Origin of the sequence: Actinobacillus vicugnae, from assembly GCF_901687125.1 — a bacterium.
In the GTDB taxonomy this organism is placed as follows: Bacteria; Pseudomonadota; Gammaproteobacteria; order Enterobacterales; family Pasteurellaceae; genus Actinobacillus; species Actinobacillus vicugnae.
In genome coordinates, this window is the sequence record NZ_CABFJY010000014.1 from 23,445 (window position 1) to 39,772 (window position 16,328).

Genomic DNA, 16,328 nt, shown 5'->3' on the forward strand with positions numbered 1-16,328 from the left:
AGCGGTATAATTCGGCGGATTTTTTACAATAAGAGAACATTATGCAAACTTTGATTCATTCCTTACCCACATTTATGCAAGTTCCGTTGTTTTGGGTGTTAGCGATTTTGGCGGTTGCCGTAGTGCTATTTATTCAAAATAAATTACGCATGGACGTTATTGCGTTGTTGGTGCTACTCGCTTTTAGTTTGAGCGGTATTTTGACCATACAAGAAGCGCTAGCTGGCTTTGGTGATCCAAACGTGATTTTATTAGCGTTGCTCTATATTATTGGCGATGCGCTAGCAAGAACAGGTGTAGCAAATCAAATAAGCGATTGGCTACTTCGTGTTGCTGGGGCGAGTGAAGCAAAAGTGATTGCCTTGTTAATGCTATCTATCGGCACGCTTGGTGCCTTTATGAGTTCAACGGGGATTGTGGCAATTTTTATTCCCGTGACATTAGCAATTTGCTCTAGTTTAAATATTTCGCCTCGCCGATTAATGATGCCACTTGCGGTAGCGGGTTTAATCAGTGGCATGATGACCTTGATTGCCACTGCACCCAATTTAGTCACTCATGCGGAATTAGTTAAAGCAGGTTATACGGGCTTTCATTTCTTTAGCTTTACGCCAATCGGTGCATTAGTGTTGGTGTTAGGTATTTTATATATGTTGGCGGTGCGCCGTTGGTTAGATGACGGAAGCGTGCCAGCGCTGGCAAATAACGATGACTCAATGGCTCATTTGATTGAAGAATATAAATTAAATGGTCGCGCTAAAATGGTAGTGTTAAGTGAGGGTTCACGCTTTATTGGAAAAACAATTGATGAATTGAATCTTCGTTCAGTTTATCAGCTTAATATTATTGCGATTCAACGTTATAAAAACTTTCGTCATATTACGTTGGCGGCGTTTGGTAAAGATCAGTTACAAAAGAAAGACATTCTGTTGATGGATATCGGTGTGGATGAAGCTCGCTTTGCACAACTTTGTGAAGAATTTGGCATGCAGCCGATTGAGTTAAAAGGTGAGTACTTTTCGACCCAATCTAAATCGGTCGGTATGGCGGAATTAGGTGTGATGCCAGAAACTGAAACCATCGGGCAAACGGTGGATGCGTTAAATTTCCGTTCTAATTTTGGTTCAAGTGTGGTGGGGATCAAACGAGAAGGACAAATTCTGCAAAATAATTTATTAACCGAAATGGTAAAATCGGGAGATATTTTATTGGTGATGGGCGTATGGCAGAAAATTACTGCAATGGTACAAATCCGTAAAGATTTCTTTTTAATTGGTATGCCAAAAGAGAGTAAACAAGCGGTGCCAGCGGCAAGCCAAGCACCTCATGCACTATTTGCCTTAGTGATTATGATTGGCTTAATGATTAGCGGATTAGTACCAAATGTTATTGCTGCTTTTATTGCTTGTTTGTTATTGGGCGCATTTCGCTGTATTGATATGAAATCTGCTTATGAATCCATTCATTTCCCAACGCTGATTTTGGTGATTGGTATGATGCCATTTTCATTGGCGATGCAAAAAACGGGGGGGGTAGCGCTAATGGTGGAGCAGTTTATTAGCCTGACTGGTGGCGCAAATACAGCATATCCGTTAATTTTAATCGGCTTATTTGCTTTAACTGCGGTGGTCGGTTTGTTTATCTCAACCAGTGCAACCGCTATTTTAATGGCGCCGATTGCGATTGAGGTGGCGCGTCAATTGGGTTATCCGCCAACTGCATTAGTGATGGTGGTAGCGATTGCTTCTTCAGCGGCATTTATGACGCCAATTTCACCAGTAAACTCAATGGTTGTTTCACTCGGTAATTATCGTTTTAGCGATTTTATTAAAATTGGATTGCCATTTACGGTAATAACCATGTTAGTAACTGCCTTTTTGGTGCCAATTTTATTCCCTTAATCTTTTCTGAAAGTGCTACAAGCGGTTGTTTTTTGGCTGAATTTTACAAATTTTCCGCCCAAAATGACCGCTTGTATGTTCTTTTCCCTTATCTTTAGCGACTTGCTCACAAAAGCTTAAAAAAGATTATTGCTTTTTTATTAATAGTCTATTAACTATAATCTATCTTATCATGAATAATAATTCCTTTATAATGGGTTTAGACAAGAGCAAGAAGAGACGATATTCGAGGAATTATAATGAGATTAACATTTACACATATTTTTTTATCACTATTTTTAGGCATTGCCTTAAGTGTTACAGCCAGTTTACCCGTGATTACGAATATTGATGCGAAGCATGCACAGCAAGAAAAAGTGATTGGGGTATATGAAGAATTAAACGATGCGTTGATTAATCCTAACTTTGCAACGTTACAAAACCTATTAGCAGATGATTTTGAATTAGTGATCGCCCAAAACGACACGATGACTAAGCAAGAGTGGATTCGTAATATCCAAAAAGGCGGTATGAAATACTGCACAATAGAAGAATCAAAAATCAAATCAAAAGGTTATGATGAATTACTAGTCACTGCACGTATCTTTGGGGATATGTGGGATCAAAAAGGCAGTTGGAACGTAAAGTTTGATATTGATACAAAACAAAACGGCGACAAAATTCAGATTACTAAAATCGTGGTAAAACCCGTTGAAGCGTAATTAAAAAGAAATTTTATCGTCGAACAACAGTGTTCACCTTAGCGGTCGGATTTGCAATTTTTTTGCCAAATTCGACCGCTTTTTTTTATTGGCTATAACGTCGTTGCATAATTTCAGTAAGTAAATCAAAAACTTTTAGTACTCGAGGCGAAGTAATAGTTTGGTAAGGGCGATATAAAAACAGCTGCCATTTTTCAAATTGTTGCTCTGGGAAGAGCTGAATAAGCTCGCCACTTTCGAGATAAGGCTTACAGATAGTATTACCAATATGTGCGATGCCCCTGCCTGCTAGTACGGCTTGTAATTCGCTATAGATATCGTTTGTGATAAATCCTAGCTTTTGTGGTACCAAAACCGTGCTTTCATTGATATGGATTTCCCATGGCTGACCTGTGGCAACATTGATTAAGCCACTGATTGGGAAATTTTTGCGTAAATCGTCCAAATCTTTTGGCATACCCCAACGGGCAATAAAGGCAGGCGAGGCAACGAAAATATCGTACATTTCCACTAAAGGGCGCACAATAAAATTCGGATCTGGTTCTCGGCTGGCACGAATGCCAATATTGATGCGATGTTTTACATTATCTAAGCGAACAGCATCTACACGCCAGTCGATCACCAAATCAGGATAAGGTTCTAGCGCTTTGAGTAATTCAAATAAAATTTGCTCGTGATCACGCAACTTCGGCAAAGTGATGCGCACTGTTCCTGCCATTTCATCTTGTTGCTTTTTTCCCAAATTAAATACTCGTTCGCTATCGGCTAGCAATTGTTTCGCATGTAGTAAAAATTCTTCGCCGAAATCGGTTAAAGATACATTACGTGTGGTGCGCTTGAAAAGCTGTTCGTCTAATTCGCTTTCCAGTGTGTTAATTACTCGAGTTATCACTGGTGGGGAAATCGCAAGTTGATTGGCGGCTTCTCGGAAGTTAAGCGTTTCGGCAGCAGTACAAAAATATTTCAATGCGTCAAGTTTATTTAGCATATAGATATAGATTAAGGGCAACCAAATAGTCAGTGACAACGATTGTATAAAAATGCGAGCAATTTGAATATCAAAAGTTATTCACTTTGGTCTATTTTATATCAGAACCCAAAATATTTTACACAGTTGAAATTAGTTTTATTTATTTGAATGATTAGTAAAACTATTCTATACTAGCCCGCAATTTTGATTTTGAAAACATTACAGTGAGGGATTTTTATGTCAGACAATATTGAGACACTTGATGAAGAATTTTCCTCTTTTTATTCTTTTACCGCTGTTCAACATTTGTTATTCAAATCTATTCATAAAGCACCTACCTAATATTTTCCCATTCTATTTTTAACATTTAACGCTATTTTTTCATTTATTGCTGTATGGGAAATACCAATGAAACTTCTTAGAACTACCTTAACTGGTATAGGGCAAATTTTTTTACAAGAAAACGGGTTAACAGGACTTATTATCGTGATTGCGATGTTTTTTAGCCATTGGACATTAGGCATCGGTTGCTTTGTGGGAGCGTTAATTGGAACATTAACCGCACAGCTATTACGTTATCCAGCCGCACAAATTAAGCAAGGATTATATAGTTTTAACGCGAGTTTAGCTTTTATGTGTGTAATGTTTACGTTTGGGCTCGTTAATGCGGCAAATCCACTTATTTGGCTAAATGCCATCATTGCCTCCATTGTTGCTACGCTGATTATGCGAGAATTTACGAAACGTGGCAAAGTGGCTTTTACCTTTCCTTTTGTCCTTACCTGTTGGATATTTTGTTGGAGTGTGGCGAAACTTAACTTATTGGATTTAGCTCAAACGACGCCTGAGTTAGATGATTACACTGATACCTTACATGCAATCAGTGAGCCTTTTTATGCGTGGGCAGAAGTCAATTTCGGTTCTAGCCTGATTACAGGCGTGTTACTGTTCTTAGCTATTGCTATCAGCTCTCCAATGGCGGCAATGTATGGGCTAGCGGCAGCAACAATAGGCACTGCATTTGCGAATTACCTATTAACTATTCACCCAAATCAACTTGCTAACGGTATTTACGGCTTCTCGCCAATTTTGGTGGCGTGTGCCTTTGCGGGCGAGCGCTTTCGCAATTTTATTTATATTATTTTCGGCACACTACTGGCGGTATTTATTCAATTTAGCTTATCTACATTGGACATTGCGACCTATACCATTGGCTTTATTGTGGCAAGCTGGATTATTTTAGCGATAAAAGCGAAAGTGGATAAAACGGCTTTCGATAAAAATAAATTAGTGAGATTACTGAACCCTTAACAAGCGGTTTATTTTTCATTATTTTTTACACTTTTCATTAAAAATAAAAGAAGGTACAAAATGCATTTAACTTCAAGAGAACAAGAAAAACTGATGTTGTTTCTTGCAGGGGAGCTGGCAGCAAAACGCAAAGCTCGTGGTGTGAAATTAAATTATCCAGAGGCAATCGCCTATATTGCCAGCCATTTGCAGGAAGCTGCTCGTGATGGTATGTCGGTAGCAGAAGTGATGCAATACGGTGCTACGTTACTGACTGTAGATGATGTAATGGAAGGTATTGCTGAAATGGTGCACGAAGTGCAAATTGAAGCAACTTTCCCTGATGGCACTAAATTAGTCACGGTGCATCATCCAATTCGCTAGCAATTTTATAGGGCATCAAGCGTGGCGCCCCTATCACATAAAAAGGAATAAATAAAAAATGATCCCTGGAGAATATCAATTAGCAGACGGTGACATTCAAGCTAATATTGGGCGTAAAACCGTCAAATTAGAAGTGGTCAATACGGGCGACCGTCCGATTCAAGTCGGTTCGCATTACCATTTTTTCGAAACCAATTTTGCCCTCAAATTTGACCGCTTGCAGGCAAGGGGGATGCGTTTAAATGTACCGTCTGGCAATGCGGTGCGTTTTGAACCAGGTGAAGCTAAAGAAGTGGAACTGGTTGAGTTTGGTGGTAATAAAGTGATTTACGGTTTCCATAACGAAATCGACGGCAAATTATAGGGAGAAGAAAAAAATGGCATTAACAATCCCACGCAGTCAATATGTAGCAACTTACGGCCCAACGGTAGGCGATAAAGTGCGTTTAGGCGATACCGATTTATGGGCGACCATTGAGCAAGATTTCTTAACTAAAGGTGATGAGTGTAAATTCGGTGGCGGTAAATCAGTGCGTGATGGTATGGCACAATCCAGTACTGCAACCCGTGATAATCCTAATGTGTTAGATTTCGCACTGACTAACGTGATGATTATCGACGCTAAACTAGGCATTATCAAAGCAGATATTGGTATTCGTGATGGACGTATTGTGGGCATTGGTCAAGCGGGCAACCCTGACACCATGGATAACGTCACTCCGAATATGATTATCGGTGCCAGCACCGAAGTGCATAATGGCGCACATTTAATTGCTACGGCGGGAGGAATCGATACTCATATTCACTGGATCTGCCCACAACAGGCACAACATGCGATTGAAAATGGGATTACCACCATGATCGGCGGTGGTTCAGGTCCCGCAGATGGCACGCACGCAACTACTTGTACTTCGGGTAAGTTTAATATTGAAAGAATGTTCCAAGCTTGCGAAGCGTTGCCAGTCAATATCGGCTTTTTTGGTAAAGGCAACTGCTCAACTCTTGAACCGCTTAAAGAACAAATTGTTGCGGGCGCATTAGGTTTAAAAATTCATGAAGACTGGGGCGCAACGCCAGCGGTAATTGATGCAGCATTAAAAGTAGCGGACGAAATGGACGTGCAAGTCGCAATCCATACCGACACCCTTAACGAAAGTGGTTTCTTAGAAAATACCATGAAAGCGATTGATGGCCGTGTGATTCACACCTTCCACACCGAAGGTGCGGGCGGAGGTCACGCCCCTGATATTATCAAAGCGGCGATGTATCCAAACGTATTGCCTGCTTCAACTAACCCAACTCGTCCGTTTACGGTAAACACCATTGATGAGCATTTGGATATGTTAATGGTTTGTCATCACTTAGATAAACGAGTACCAGAAGACGTGGCGTTTGCCGACAGCCGTATCCGCCCTGAAACCATTGCAGCGGAAGATATTTTGCACGATATGGGCGTGTTCTCAATTATGAGTTCTGACAGCCAAGCAATGGGACGTGTCGGCGAAGTGGTAACGAGAACGTGGCAAACCGCTGATAAGATGAAAGCACAACGTGGAGCATTGGCGGAAGATCCGAATAGTGATAACTTTCGTATTAAACGTTATATTGCGAAATATACTATCAACCCAGCAATTGCACATGGGATCAGCCAACACGTTGGCTCGCTTGAAGTGGGCAAACTGGCTGACATCGTATTGTGGAAACCGCAATTCTTCGGGGTAAAACCTGAATTGGTCATGAAAAAAGGCTTTATCAGCTTTGCGAAAATGGGTGATCCGAATGCATCAATCCCAACGCCACAACCAGTATTTTACCGCCCAATGTTTGGCGCGAATGCTAAGGCAAATACTGAAAGTGCAGTTTACTTTGTGTCTGAAGCCAGCGTGCAGGCAGACATTAAAACCCAATATGGCATTCAAAAAGAAACACTTGCAGTGAAAGGCTGTCGTGATGTGGGCAAAAAAGACCTCGTTCACAATAACGCTACCCCTGAAATCACTGTTGATCCAGAGCGCTACGAAGTGCGTGTAGATGGTGAGCATATCACTTGTGAACCAGCAACTAAAGTTCCTTTGGCTCAGCGTTATTTCTTGTTTTAAGTGACTACATACTGACCCAGAGCTACTTTATGGCTATCAGAAATAGTCGAAAAGCGGCTTAAGTTAATAAACCTAGTACAGCTCGTACTAGGTTTTTAAGGAGAATTTATGAAACTTTGGTACTCAACCACCAGCCCATTTGTGCGTAAAGTTATTGCGGTGATCAAACATCACCAATTAGAAGAAAAGGTTGAAATGTTGCGCATTAGTTCCTCATTCGACCCAAATTCACCACACAATAAAGACAATCCACTTGGGCGTGTACCTGCATTACAGCGCAATTGTGGACGTTGGTTATTTGGTAGTTTGTTAATTGCAGAATACCTCGATCAAAAAGGCTCGAACGATCGCTTAGTGCCTGAAACGGGCAAAGTTCGCTGGAATACCTTAGCATTACATAATTTAGCCGATGGTATTATGGAAAACACGATGCCAATGGTTGCCGAAAAAATGCTTCGCCCAGAAACTGAGTGGTGGATAACCCGTCATCAACAGCTGATGGCACGCAATATCAACAGTTTTGCTCAACTTGAACAAACACTCGAAGAATTTGGTAACGAACTGAATATCGGCACTATCACGGCAGTTTGTTTAATCGACTGGTGGCAATTCCGAGCGGAAAAATTGGGTTACGATCTTGCAAAAAATCACCCGAATCTGACCGCTTGGGCAGAGCGGATGAATGAAAAATATGAGGTGTTGGCGGACACCAAGCCGAGCGCATAGCTTACGCACTAACGTACATCGTTAAGTATCGTGCTGTCGTTCTGCGAGCAATAACAAAGTGGTTGCAGAGCAACTTTATAATTCGTAACTCCATACGCAAGTACGGGGCAAAGGAAATAAAATGCAAATAATTAACCCAATCCTTCCAGTAATGGAAGACATTTTAGGCAATCTGACTGAGCTACAAAAAAGCGGTCAGATTACCACCCAAAAAATTGATTATGTTTCGCTTGAATGGTTTGAGAGTGAGCGGAATATTTTGCGCAAAAAAAGCCAAACAGGACGTGAAGTAGCGTTCCGTTTGCTTAAAGAAGGACAACGCTTAAAACATGATGATGTGGTGTTTATTAGCGATGAATTTGTGTTAGCGATTGAAATTCTACCGTCTGAAGTGATTGTGCTTTCGCCGAAAACTTTGCCTGAAATGGCACGTGCTTGCTATGAAATCGGTAACAAGCATTCACCGCTGTTTTTGGACGGCGATGAAGTGACACTCCCTTATGACAAACCGATGTTTGAATGGTTACAAGCGGCGGGATTTGCTCCACAAAAAGCAGAACGCCGTTTAAGTCAAGCGTTGCGTGCCAACTCAGCGCAAGGTCACGGGCATTCTCACAGCCATTCGCATGATCATCATGGCTATCATCATCACGGAGACGGAAATTGGCACAAGCACTAACTCAATTAGGCGCATTGTTACACCTTGTTGATCCGACTTTGCCGATTGGGGGGTTCAACCATTCGAATGGTTTGGAAACCTTTGTGCAGCAGGGCAAAGTAAACAGCCGAGCCAGCCTTGAAGAATATGTGCAAACGCAACTGATGCAGAACTGGATTTACAACGACGGGGCGTATTTATCGTTGGCGTTTGAGGCAATGGCGAACCACGATTTAGACCGCTTGTTGGCGCTCGATCAAGAACTGGCGGCGACAAAAATTGCCCGAGAAAGCCGAGAAGGCAGTTATAAATTGGGCGTTCGGTTGCTGAAAATTTTTATTCGTTATGAAAACCATCCATTGCTGGTGGAATTTCAGCGAGCGATCAGCGAAAAGCGTTGTCAGGGCTATTTTCCGATTGTATTTGCGATGGTGGCACAGGCAATGCACCTCGACAAAGCGGAAAGCCTGTATGCGTTTTACTATAATGCAGCAGTGGGGGGTGTGACCAATGGTGTGAAACTCGTACCTCTTAGCCAGATGGACGGGCAAGATATTTTATTCGCATTGCGAAAGTCTATTGCTCAAGCGGTCGAAAATAGCCTCAATCCCGACCCAGAATGGCTTGGCACCGCAACGCTGGCAAGCGATATTCGCTCAATGCAACACGAACAACTTTATACACGGCTTTATATGTCGTGATGAAAATTGTCGCAACTGTGTCTAACTTAAAGTTGAAATATTATGACTATGCCTCTGTGGGATATTATTTCATTACAATTTGTTGCAAAGATAGAATGCCGTTATTTGGCGAAATTGAAAATGGAAAAATGTATTTAAATCATCAGGGTGAAATTGCTCATTAAGAATGGTTTAACCCGCTTGATAAAAGAGAAAATATTGAATTGGATAATTTTGTAGTAATGCCAAACCACATTCACGGAATGATTAAAATTATTGAGCAACTTAAACCTAATAATGAAAACTATGTAGCTAAATTTCGCTGCCCCACAAATGATTTGAATTCGATTATCCGTGGTTATAAATCAGCAGTAAGCAGTCAAATTGGTTTTTCTGTGTGGCAACGTAATTTTTATGAACATATTAATTTGGGATGAAAAATCATATTTAACTATTTTTGAATATATACAAAATAATCCGATTTTATGGGAGCAAGATAGATTTTATATTTCAACCTAATTTCATAAGGATAACCATTAAATAGATAGGGCGAACGCAGTTCGCCCCTACATTAATTCATTTGTGATAAATAGGAAAATCAATGCGTAAATATATCAAAATCGGGGTGGCAGGCCCTGTGGGAGCGGGGAAAACCGCATTAATCGAGCGTTTAACCCGTGAAATTGCAAGCCGTTATAGCGTGGCGGTGATCACCAATGACATCTACACACAGGAAGATGCAGAGTTTTTAACCAAAAACAGCTTGTTGCCGCCAGAGCGTATTATGGGGGTAGAAACGGGCGGTTGTCCGCATACGGCGATTCGTGAAGATGCGTCGATGAACCTTGAAGCGGTGGATGAAATGGTGGCTCGTTTCCCAGAAGTAGAACTGATTTTTATTGAGTCAGGTGGCGATAACTTGTCAGCAACCTTCAGCCCTGATTTAGCGGACATTACTATTTTTGTGATTGATGTAGCACAGGGTGAAAAAATCCCACGCAAAGGCGGACCAGGCATCACACGTTCAGACCTTTTGGTGATTAACAAAACCGATCTTGCCCCATTTGTTGGTGCAGATTTAAGTGTTATGGAACGCGATGCACGCCGTATGCGTAACGGTCAACCATTTATTTTCACTAACTTAATGAAAAACGAAAACCTTGATGGTGTGATCGGCTGGATTGAAAAATATGCACTGTTGAAAAACAGCGAAGAACCAGCAGCGTTGGTACGTTAATCATATAGATCTCGGCTTCGCAAAAATGAGGCAAAATTAACCGCTTGGACATTGCATAAATCTCCCTTAACCCCTTTTTGCTAAAGAGGGGGACAATGTAGGGAAATTTTGCGATCTCTATTCTTCCACAAAACCGCTCCCCTCTTTAGCAAAGAGGGGCAGGGGGAGATTTGAAAAAGTCTTAAAATGCAAAGTAAATTACTTCTTTCAACCAAACTCACCACCCAAGCTAAAACCCAGCTTGATCGTTATTTTGCTTCGTCGCCGTTTAAGGTGATGACTTTACCGAACCTTGATTCGCATTGGACGAATGCGCTTAATGCGATGCAAATGTCGTCTTCGCCCGGTTTATTAGCGGGCGATCAGTTGGAAATCGACATTGAGATTGCCGATAACACGGCGCTTTCGTTGCTGACACAGGCGTTTACCCGAGTGCAATCAATGAACAAGGGCGATTATGCTACCCAGAAAACCTGCATAAAATTGGGCAAAAATAGCCGCTTGTTTTACTTGCCACACCCGTTAGTATTGCACAAAGATAGTAGTTTTAAACAGACCACTGAAATTGAAATGGACGAGAATGCGGAGCTGATTTATGGCGAAATTGTGGCGATTGGGCGAGTGCTGAACGGTGAGCGGTTTGCCTTCCGTCATTTTGCGTCTTATTTGCGGATTTCGCACCAAAATCGACCGCTTGTCAGTGATCGTATTCAGTGGTTACCCGCCCAAATGGCGTTAACTTCGTTAAGCCAAATGGAAGATTTTTCTCATCAAGGTTCACTGACCTATTTAAATTTGGCGAAAAATGCAATTGAAATTAAGGTGTTGGTGCTTGAATTACAGACGCTACTTGCCGAGCAACAAAATATGTTGGCGGGTGTTTCGCAATTGAATGAAGGTGGACTGATGGTGCGTGTGTTGGCACATCGTGCCGATAGCATTCAACAATTATTTGAGCGGATTGGGCAACAGCTCAAAACGCATTCTGTCATTGAGTCATTTTAATTTAGGAGAGCTATTATGATAGCAGTTTATGCAGTATGTTATGTCAAAGCGGATAAAATCACACAGTTTGAAGCGTTGGCAAAATCATTAATCAGTGCTTCGCTAAACGACCAAGGTTGTATTTCTTATGGTTGTGGGGCTGTGCAGGGGCAGTCAAATGTTTATACGTTTGTCGAGCAATGGCAATCACAAGCCGATTTGGCATTGCACGCCCAACAAACGCATTTTATTGAGGCAGGCGCTCAGTTTAGTGAGCTATTAAGTCAGCCGATTGAGATCAATGTCGTTGATTTACTTTAATGGCTAAATTGTACAAATCACAAGCGGTCAAATTTCTCTAACATTTTGCAAAAATGAGGGGATTTTGACCGCTTACTTTTTTAATGATAGGTAAATTTGATTGGCAAGCGAGGGAACTTATTGCTAATTTGGCGTACGAATAGGCACTTATTTCGATAAGTGCATTTACCCTCAATCTTATTGGAGAAACCCTATGGATTTCAGCAAAATTTTAAATCAAGTGTTAAGCGTAGCGCAGGAATCTGCGAAAAGTGCGATGAACGGCAACACACCGAGCGATAAAGTGGTAAAAATCGGTGGTGGCGCTGCTGCAATTGGGATTCTTTCGATGATTTTTGGTCGTAACGGCGGTTCGAGCTTAGCAAAATTGGGGTCGCTGGCGGCTATTGGTAGCCTTGCTTATCAGGCGTATCAAAAATATCAGCAAAACCAAACGCAAGTTACTCCTGTAAGCGAAGAAAAGTTTGCGGTAACAGAACAAAATCAACAGGCAAGCAGTCAAGTGATTTTACAAGCGATGATCGCAGCTGCAGCAGCGGACGGTGTGATTTCTGATGAAGAAAGACAAGCTATTTTAGGTGAAGCGGGACAAGATCCTGAAATTCAACAATGGCTTGAACAAGCGATGTATCAGCCTGCAAGTGCAGAGCAAATTACCGCTCAAGTGGGCAACAACCCAGCATTAGCTGCACAAGTTTATTTAGCTGCTCGTGTAGTGTGTGCAGATTTAGCCCGCAAAGAAATTGTATTCTTAGCAGATCTTGCAGAAGCGCTTGGTTTAGACGATGCATTAGTAGAACAGTTAGAACAGCAAGCAGGGTTCTAAAGAATGGTAAAAGCCTTTAAGTTTCGACTTAAAGGCTTTTTAGTTATAGTTTTGGTTCATCCACAATTTGCAGAAGTGCCAAGCGTTTTCGATAGTTTTGTAACACGAGTTCTTGATCAGCTAACGGCATAAACGAAGCTTGGTAAACGGCTTCTACAATCTCTTGTTCTTTTAGCAATTGCGGCAGCAATATTCGCTCAATGACCCGTCGGTTTAGCCCGATTTGCTCGCCAAACTCAATAAAATCCTGCCCGATATATTCGCCATATTGGGTTTCAAAACCATGTGCTAATGCTTTTCCGCCTTCCTCTTTTGCCAATAATGGTAATGCTAAAATCGCGCTTTCAAACACCGCTTTATAAGGCACAACGGAAACGTAATCATAAATAGGCGCTAATTCAGCTTTGCCTGTTTTGCTATAAATCAACGAGAAATTACGTAAATGTAAGTCGTTATTGCCGAGTAAATAAGCATAGACTATACGGCGAAATAGTTCTTGTTGTTGAGCAAGATTATTTTCCGTATGTTGCAAAATAAATTTGACCGCTTGTTCATAGCTCACATATTGCTCGTTATCATTACTTGTTTTGCCATATTTTTCCGTTATGTTCATTGCGCCATCTAACTGTTCTTGATGGATAGGCTTATTATCATCCGTGCGATCAAAACGCTTAACGACAAAAGCATATTCAGCTTGTTCTGATTCCGACTGAAATGGAATGAGCCCATTTTTCGGCACGTGAAATCCTAATTTTTCCATCAGTCGCATAGTGGCGTGTTCATTTTCAGCTAAAAATGGGTAGTCATCGGGCGAGGGTTTTAAAATATAACTACCTTGTTGTGCAATCGTCTGAAATTGTTTTTCGTGAATGACCAATTGCAACTTAGGCTGATAACCTGAAATACTCATGCCCTGCTGTTTACGAGGTTCTAATGTACTGAAATCTTGACGAGTGAACGGTAAGATGGGAGAGAAATCGGATTGCCCCGTTAAGTAGTTCAGACCTTTTAAGCTATAGCCTAAGGTTGGTTCTTTATCTGTTAATGGTATGAGTAAAATTCTACAATTTAACATTATTCCTCCCGTTTAATCGTTATCGCACCGAGCATATTTTCTCCATTATTGAGTAGTATCCCGAATTGATCTTGTTCATCAATTTTCTGTAAGACACTATATTTCGCTTTAAGCCAGCCTTCGGGAATCAGTGAGGCAAAATAAGGGAACAATTGCTCTGAGTGAAAGCTTTGCTGTGCAACAGGTAAACTTAATGAAAGCGGAATGCCGACATAATTCTTAAAGTAAAAAAAGTGAAAACCCCTCTCATCTTGGTAAATTTGCCCGACTGGTTCATCATATAAAAACACTTTTGCCGAGCGTTTTATACTGCGCATAGTGATACTCCTAATGTATTGGCAACTAATAATACGGTGGAAAATCTTACTTGACTCGGATCTTGAAACAAACGTTTTAATGTAGATGATGAAACATTAGTTTGTAATTCCAATGTGTATAAATCAATATTTAACGCTTTGCGTTTTTGATTAAGCAATTGCCCGAAAGCGGTTAAATCTTCGATTTTTCCTGCAATCAATTGCTGTTTTTGTGCTTGTTCGTGCTTAAGTAGCTGTTTTTGTAATGTTTTTAAGGCATCAATTTGTTCTTCTAATAATAGATTTATATTTGTCATAGATTATATGTAAACCATTTTTGTTTAAAATCATACTAAAAGTATCATATTTGAGTTTTTTGATAAAATAAAGATCTTTTTTAATCTATAATGAATAATATTATGTATTTATAGTTCATATATGATGATTCAAGTGTGTTGCTTAACAATGTGTTTAGTATTAAAGTATTAATATGATTAACTTAGAATTTATAGGGGATTTTATGAAATCAGATAAACCTATTGAATGTGTTGGTTGTAACACTTTTGATGTTGGCTCAATTATTGATAACAGTGAACGTGATGCGAAATTTGAGAAAGTGTATGAAACCCAAGCAGAAGCGGAACAAGCGCTAGTAAAATTAACCCAAAAAGCACGTGATACCGAAAGTGAACCGTGTGAAATTACCAGCGAAATTAAAGCGATAGAAGGTGGTTTTTTACTGGAGGCGAATTTCCGTTTTAGCTGCCAAGCAGAAGTGGTGATTTTCCAATTAGGAACGCGTACGATCTAATTTATTTAATGTGATAAGCGGTTGGGTTTTGCTGAAAATTTGCAAAAATTTTAGTGAAATCCGACCGCTTTTATTTTCGGAGAAATTGATGAATGCTTGGTTTTTATTAGGCTTTGCGATTGTGATTGAAGTGATTGGTAGTAATTGCATTAAAGCAAGCGATGGTTTTACTAAACCATTGCCAACTGTGGTAGCGCTTTATTTGCTCTCGATCATCACTAAAACATTACCTATTGGGATTGTTTATGCGGTATGGTCTGGCGTGGGGATTGTATTAACCGCGATTGTAGCGTATTTTGCTTTTGGGCAAAAGCTCGATTTTGCAGGTTTTATCGGCATCGGCCTGATTCTCGCAGGCGTCTTGGTGATTAATCTTTTCTCCAAAGCTTCTGTCTAAATAGATAAATAAGCGGTTGATTTTTCGAAGGATTCTGCAAATTTCTTTCAAAAATCAACCGCTTGTTTTTTATGGCTGATCGCCTGCTAAGGCGCGAGGGAAGAGGATATTATTCTCTAAATGAACGTGTTCCATTAAATCGCTGGTAAATTCGTTTAAGCCTCGATATAGGGTCTGCCATGAATTGCACGCGCCTGTTGGTGGCGTGAAATTGTGGGTAAGCTTTTTCATATCTTCCAAATCATTGTCCGCTTCATCGTGTTCTGCTTCCATCACGGAAATGGGGGCTGCCGCCATGGTGCCTCTACCTGATTTAATCAGTGGGAACAGAATTTGTTCTTCTTTCATCATATGATGCACTAAATCTTGATAAACTTTATGCAAAATATCGGCTAAACCTTTCGGACAATCGGCGCTGTCTGCGTGCACGTTTTCCACTTTTTGCGCTAATTCAATTAAGGTTGGTAATTGACTACGGTGTTTATCGTGAAAGCGAGGAATAATAAAATCAATAATTTCGCCAAGCGGTGCGCTACGCCAGTCGTTGTTTGCTTCGGCAGGTTGCTCTGCTAATACGGCTAATGAAGCTTCAATCACTTCAACATCTAATCCTTTTTCCGCTGCAGCCGCTGCAAGTGTTTGCTTTCCACCACAACAAAAATCTAAACCCAGCTTTAAAAATAATACAGTTGAACGAGGTAATTGTGCGGCAATGTCGCCGAGTGAAAGATTACGATATGTCATAACGAACTCCTAATAATATAGTTGAGTAAATTAGTAGGAATTATAAGTTTGGTGTAAAGGTAGCTCTATAATCAAGATGGGGTAGCAATTAGACTTAAATCAAAATGATCTGCACCCCAAAACCTGGACACCTAATTTGAGGTGCAGATTATGTCTTATTCTTATCAATTTCGTTTAAACATTATCAAACAAGTGACCGAACAGGATTTGGGTATTCGTGAGGTCGCT

Annotated in this window: 21 protein-coding genes and 1 pseudogene; 17 read left to right on the plus strand and 5 right to left on the minus strand. The window is 40.7% G+C overall.

Annotated elements, in window-relative coordinates; translation table 11 throughout:
* The first annotated feature begins 41 nt into the window (after window positions 1-41).
* Both F8M47_RS04785 and F8M47_RS04790 read left to right on the plus strand, forming a co-directional pair.
* Window positions 42-1,901: an SLC13 family permease gene (locus tag F8M47_RS04785; RefSeq protein ID WP_150539043.1), complete on the plus strand. Its 1,860-nt coding sequence runs from the start codon at window positions 42-44 to the stop codon at window positions 1,899-1,901.
* A 239-nt stretch (window positions 1,902-2,140) separates the two neighbouring features.
* Window positions 2,141-2,602: a nuclear transport factor 2 family protein gene (locus F8M47_RS04790; protein ID WP_150539044.1), complete on the plus strand. Its 462-nt coding sequence runs from the start codon at window positions 2,141-2,143 to the stop codon at window positions 2,600-2,602.
* An 85-nt stretch (window positions 2,603-2,687) separates the two neighbouring features.
* Here F8M47_RS04790 and F8M47_RS04795 read toward each other — a convergent pair whose 3' ends face one another.
* Window positions 2,688-3,590, minus strand: a complete 903-nt coding sequence (locus F8M47_RS04795; RefSeq protein ID WP_150539045.1) for a LysR family transcriptional regulator — start codon at window positions 3,588-3,590, stop codon at window positions 2,688-2,690.
* Window positions 3,591-3,980: 390 nt separating this feature from the next.
* Between F8M47_RS04795 and F8M47_RS04800 the strand changes: the two genes are divergently transcribed.
* The 12 genes from F8M47_RS04800 (at window position 3,981) to F8M47_RS04855 (ending at window position 12,777) form a co-directional block, all read left to right on the plus strand.
* Complete coding sequence (locus tag F8M47_RS04800; RefSeq protein ID WP_150539046.1) at window positions 3,981-4,883, plus strand: urea transporter; 903 nt, start codon at window positions 3,981-3,983, stop codon at window positions 4,881-4,883.
* Between the two features lie 60 nt (window positions 4,884-4,943).
* The gene (gene ureA, locus F8M47_RS04805) at window positions 4,944-5,246 is read left to right on the plus strand and encodes an urease subunit gamma (RefSeq protein ID WP_150539047.1); all 303 of its coding nucleotides are present in this window, start codon (window positions 4,944-4,946) and stop codon (window positions 5,244-5,246) included.
* A 58-nt stretch (window positions 5,247-5,304) separates the two neighbouring features.
* Window positions 5,305-5,610, plus strand: coding sequence for an urease subunit beta (gene ureB / locus F8M47_RS04810; protein WP_150539048.1), 306 nt, complete (start codon window positions 5,305-5,307; stop codon window positions 5,608-5,610).
* 13 nt (window positions 5,611-5,623) lie between these two features.
* On the plus strand, window positions 5,624-7,345 hold the full coding sequence (ureC, locus tag F8M47_RS04815; RefSeq protein ID WP_150539049.1) for an urease subunit alpha: 1,722 nt from the start codon (window positions 5,624-5,626) through the stop codon (window positions 7,343-7,345).
* Window positions 7,346-7,453: 108 nt separating this feature from the next.
* Window positions 7,454-8,071, plus strand: a complete 618-nt coding sequence (locus F8M47_RS04820) for a glutathione S-transferase (protein WP_150539050.1) — start codon at window positions 7,454-7,456, stop codon at window positions 8,069-8,071.
* 121 nt (window positions 8,072-8,192) lie between these two features.
* Window positions 8,193-8,750 carry an urease accessory protein UreE gene (ureE, locus tag F8M47_RS04825; protein ID WP_150539051.1) on the plus strand — a complete coding sequence of 186 codons (558 nt, stop codon included), beginning with the start codon at window positions 8,193-8,195 and terminating at the stop codon, window positions 8,748-8,750.
* Window positions 8,735-9,430: an urease accessory protein UreF gene (locus F8M47_RS04830; RefSeq protein WP_150539052.1), complete on the plus strand. Its 696-nt coding sequence runs from the start codon at window positions 8,735-8,737 to the stop codon at window positions 9,428-9,430. The genes ureE and F8M47_RS04830 overlap by 16 nt, the downstream gene beginning before the upstream one ends.
* 221 nt (window positions 9,431-9,651) lie before the next feature.
* Window positions 9,652-9,846 carry a hypothetical protein gene (locus F8M47_RS12230; protein ID WP_244298067.1) on the plus strand — a complete coding sequence of 65 codons (195 nt, stop codon included), beginning with the start codon at window positions 9,652-9,654 and terminating at the stop codon, window positions 9,844-9,846.
* 164 nt (window positions 9,847-10,010) lie between these two features.
* Window positions 10,011-10,646: an urease accessory protein UreG gene (gene ureG, locus F8M47_RS04840; protein WP_150539053.1), complete on the plus strand. Its 636-nt coding sequence runs from the start codon at window positions 10,011-10,013 to the stop codon at window positions 10,644-10,646.
* Window positions 10,647-10,832: 186 nt separating this feature from the next.
* Window positions 10,833-11,651 carry an urease accessory protein UreD gene (locus F8M47_RS04845; protein WP_150539054.1) on the plus strand — a complete coding sequence of 273 codons (819 nt, stop codon included), beginning with the start codon at window positions 10,833-10,835 and terminating at the stop codon, window positions 11,649-11,651.
* A 15-nt stretch (window positions 11,652-11,666) separates the two neighbouring features.
* Entirely contained in the window at window positions 11,667-11,951 is a 285-nt protein-coding gene (locus F8M47_RS04850) for a putative quinol monooxygenase (protein ID WP_150539055.1), read from the plus strand.
* A 193-nt stretch (window positions 11,952-12,144) separates the two neighbouring features.
* Window positions 12,145-12,777, plus strand: coding sequence for a tellurite resistance TerB family protein (locus F8M47_RS04855; RefSeq protein WP_150539056.1), 633 nt, complete (start codon window positions 12,145-12,147; stop codon window positions 12,775-12,777).
* Between the two features lie 43 nt (window positions 12,778-12,820).
* Here F8M47_RS04855 and F8M47_RS04860 read toward each other — a convergent pair whose 3' ends face one another.
* From F8M47_RS04860 to F8M47_RS04870, 3 genes are read right to left on the minus strand one after another with little or no spacing between them, the layout of a single operon-like run.
* Entirely contained in the window at window positions 12,821-13,852 is a 1,032-nt protein-coding gene (locus F8M47_RS04860) for a type II toxin-antitoxin system HipA family toxin (RefSeq protein WP_150539057.1), read from the minus strand.
* Window positions 13,852-14,169 carry a HipA N-terminal domain-containing protein gene (locus F8M47_RS04865; RefSeq protein WP_150539058.1) on the minus strand — a complete coding sequence of 106 codons (318 nt, stop codon included), beginning with the start codon at window positions 14,167-14,169 and terminating at the stop codon, window positions 13,852-13,854. Before F8M47_RS04865 ends, F8M47_RS04860 begins: the two co-directional genes overlap by 1 nt.
* Complete coding sequence (locus F8M47_RS04870; protein ID WP_150539059.1) at window positions 14,157-14,465, minus strand: helix-turn-helix domain-containing protein; 309 nt, start codon at window positions 14,463-14,465, stop codon at window positions 14,157-14,159. Before F8M47_RS04870 ends, F8M47_RS04865 begins: the two co-directional genes overlap by 13 nt.
* Window positions 14,466-14,668: 203 nt before the next feature.
* Here F8M47_RS04870 and F8M47_RS04875 point away from each other — a divergent pair, with 203 nt between their 5' ends.
* Both F8M47_RS04875 and F8M47_RS04880 read left to right on the plus strand, forming a co-directional pair.
* Complete coding sequence (locus F8M47_RS04875) at window positions 14,669-14,959, plus strand: YfcZ/YiiS family protein (RefSeq protein WP_150539060.1); 291 nt, start codon at window positions 14,669-14,671, stop codon at window positions 14,957-14,959.
* Window positions 14,960-15,047: 88 nt separating this feature from the next.
* The gene (locus F8M47_RS04880) at window positions 15,048-15,356 is read left to right on the plus strand and encodes a DMT family transporter (RefSeq protein WP_150539061.1); all 309 of its coding nucleotides are present in this window, start codon (window positions 15,048-15,050) and stop codon (window positions 15,354-15,356) included.
* Between the two features lie 69 nt (window positions 15,357-15,425).
* Here F8M47_RS04880 and ytfE read toward each other — a convergent pair whose 3' ends face one another.
* Window positions 15,426-16,100 carry an iron-sulfur cluster repair protein YtfE gene (gene ytfE, locus F8M47_RS04885; protein WP_150539062.1) on the minus strand — a complete coding sequence of 225 codons (675 nt, stop codon included), beginning with the start codon at window positions 16,098-16,100 and terminating at the stop codon, window positions 15,426-15,428.
* A 150-nt stretch (window positions 16,101-16,250) separates the two neighbouring features.
* On the opposite strand from ytfE, the pseudogene F8M47_RS12235 reads away from it, so the two are divergent.
* Window positions 16,251-16,328, plus strand: a pseudogene (locus F8M47_RS12235) (transposase); the annotation flags it as partial.

Excerpts from the sequence above, each read along its gene's own strand:
- F8M47_RS04785 (WP_150539043.1), top strand. The coding sequence starts at position 42 with ATGCAAACTTTGATTCATTCCTTACCCACATTTATGCAAGTTCCGTTG.
- F8M47_RS04790 (WP_150539044.1), top strand. The coding sequence starts at position 2,141 with ATGAGATTAACATTTACACATATTTTTTTATCACTATTTTTAGGCATT.
- F8M47_RS04795 (WP_150539045.1), bottom strand. The coding sequence starts at position 3,590 with ATGCTAAATAAACTTGACGCATTGAAATATTTTTGTACTGCTGCCGAA.
- F8M47_RS04800 (WP_150539046.1), top strand. The coding sequence starts at position 3,981 with ATGAAACTTCTTAGAACTACCTTAACTGGTATAGGGCAAATTTTTTTA.
- ureA (WP_150539047.1), top strand. The coding sequence starts at position 4,944 with ATGCATTTAACTTCAAGAGAACAAGAAAAACTGATGTTGTTTCTTGCA.
- ureB (WP_150539048.1), top strand. The coding sequence starts at position 5,305 with ATGATCCCTGGAGAATATCAATTAGCAGACGGTGACATTCAAGCTAAT.
- ureC (WP_150539049.1), top strand. The coding sequence starts at position 5,624 with ATGGCATTAACAATCCCACGCAGTCAATATGTAGCAACTTACGGCCCA.
- F8M47_RS04820 (WP_150539050.1), top strand. The coding sequence starts at position 7,454 with ATGAAACTTTGGTACTCAACCACCAGCCCATTTGTGCGTAAAGTTATT.
- ureE (WP_150539051.1), top strand. The coding sequence starts at position 8,193 with ATGCAAATAATTAACCCAATCCTTCCAGTAATGGAAGACATTTTAGGC.
- F8M47_RS12230 (WP_244298067.1), top strand. The coding sequence starts at position 9,652 with ATGCCAAACCACATTCACGGAATGATTAAAATTATTGAGCAACTTAAA.
- ureG (WP_150539053.1), top strand. The coding sequence starts at position 10,011 with ATGCGTAAATATATCAAAATCGGGGTGGCAGGCCCTGTGGGAGCGGGG.
- F8M47_RS04845 (WP_150539054.1), top strand. The coding sequence starts at position 10,833 with ATGCAAAGTAAATTACTTCTTTCAACCAAACTCACCACCCAAGCTAAA.
- F8M47_RS04850 (WP_150539055.1), top strand. The coding sequence starts at position 11,667 with ATGATAGCAGTTTATGCAGTATGTTATGTCAAAGCGGATAAAATCACA.
- F8M47_RS04855 (WP_150539056.1), top strand. The coding sequence starts at position 12,145 with ATGGATTTCAGCAAAATTTTAAATCAAGTGTTAAGCGTAGCGCAGGAA.
- F8M47_RS04860 (WP_150539057.1), bottom strand. The coding sequence starts at position 13,852 with ATGTTAAATTGTAGAATTTTACTCATACCATTAACAGATAAAGAACCA.
- F8M47_RS04865 (WP_150539058.1), bottom strand. The coding sequence starts at position 14,169 with ATGCGCAGTATAAAACGCTCGGCAAAAGTGTTTTTATATGATGAACCA.
- F8M47_RS04870 (WP_150539059.1), bottom strand. The coding sequence starts at position 14,465 with ATGACAAATATAAATCTATTATTAGAAGAACAAATTGATGCCTTAAAA.
- F8M47_RS04875 (WP_150539060.1), top strand. The coding sequence starts at position 14,669 with ATGAAATCAGATAAACCTATTGAATGTGTTGGTTGTAACACTTTTGAT.
- F8M47_RS04880 (WP_150539061.1), top strand. The coding sequence starts at position 15,048 with ATGAATGCTTGGTTTTTATTAGGCTTTGCGATTGTGATTGAAGTGATT.
- ytfE (WP_150539062.1), bottom strand. The coding sequence starts at position 16,100 with ATGACATATCGTAATCTTTCACTCGGCGACATTGCCGCACAATTACCT.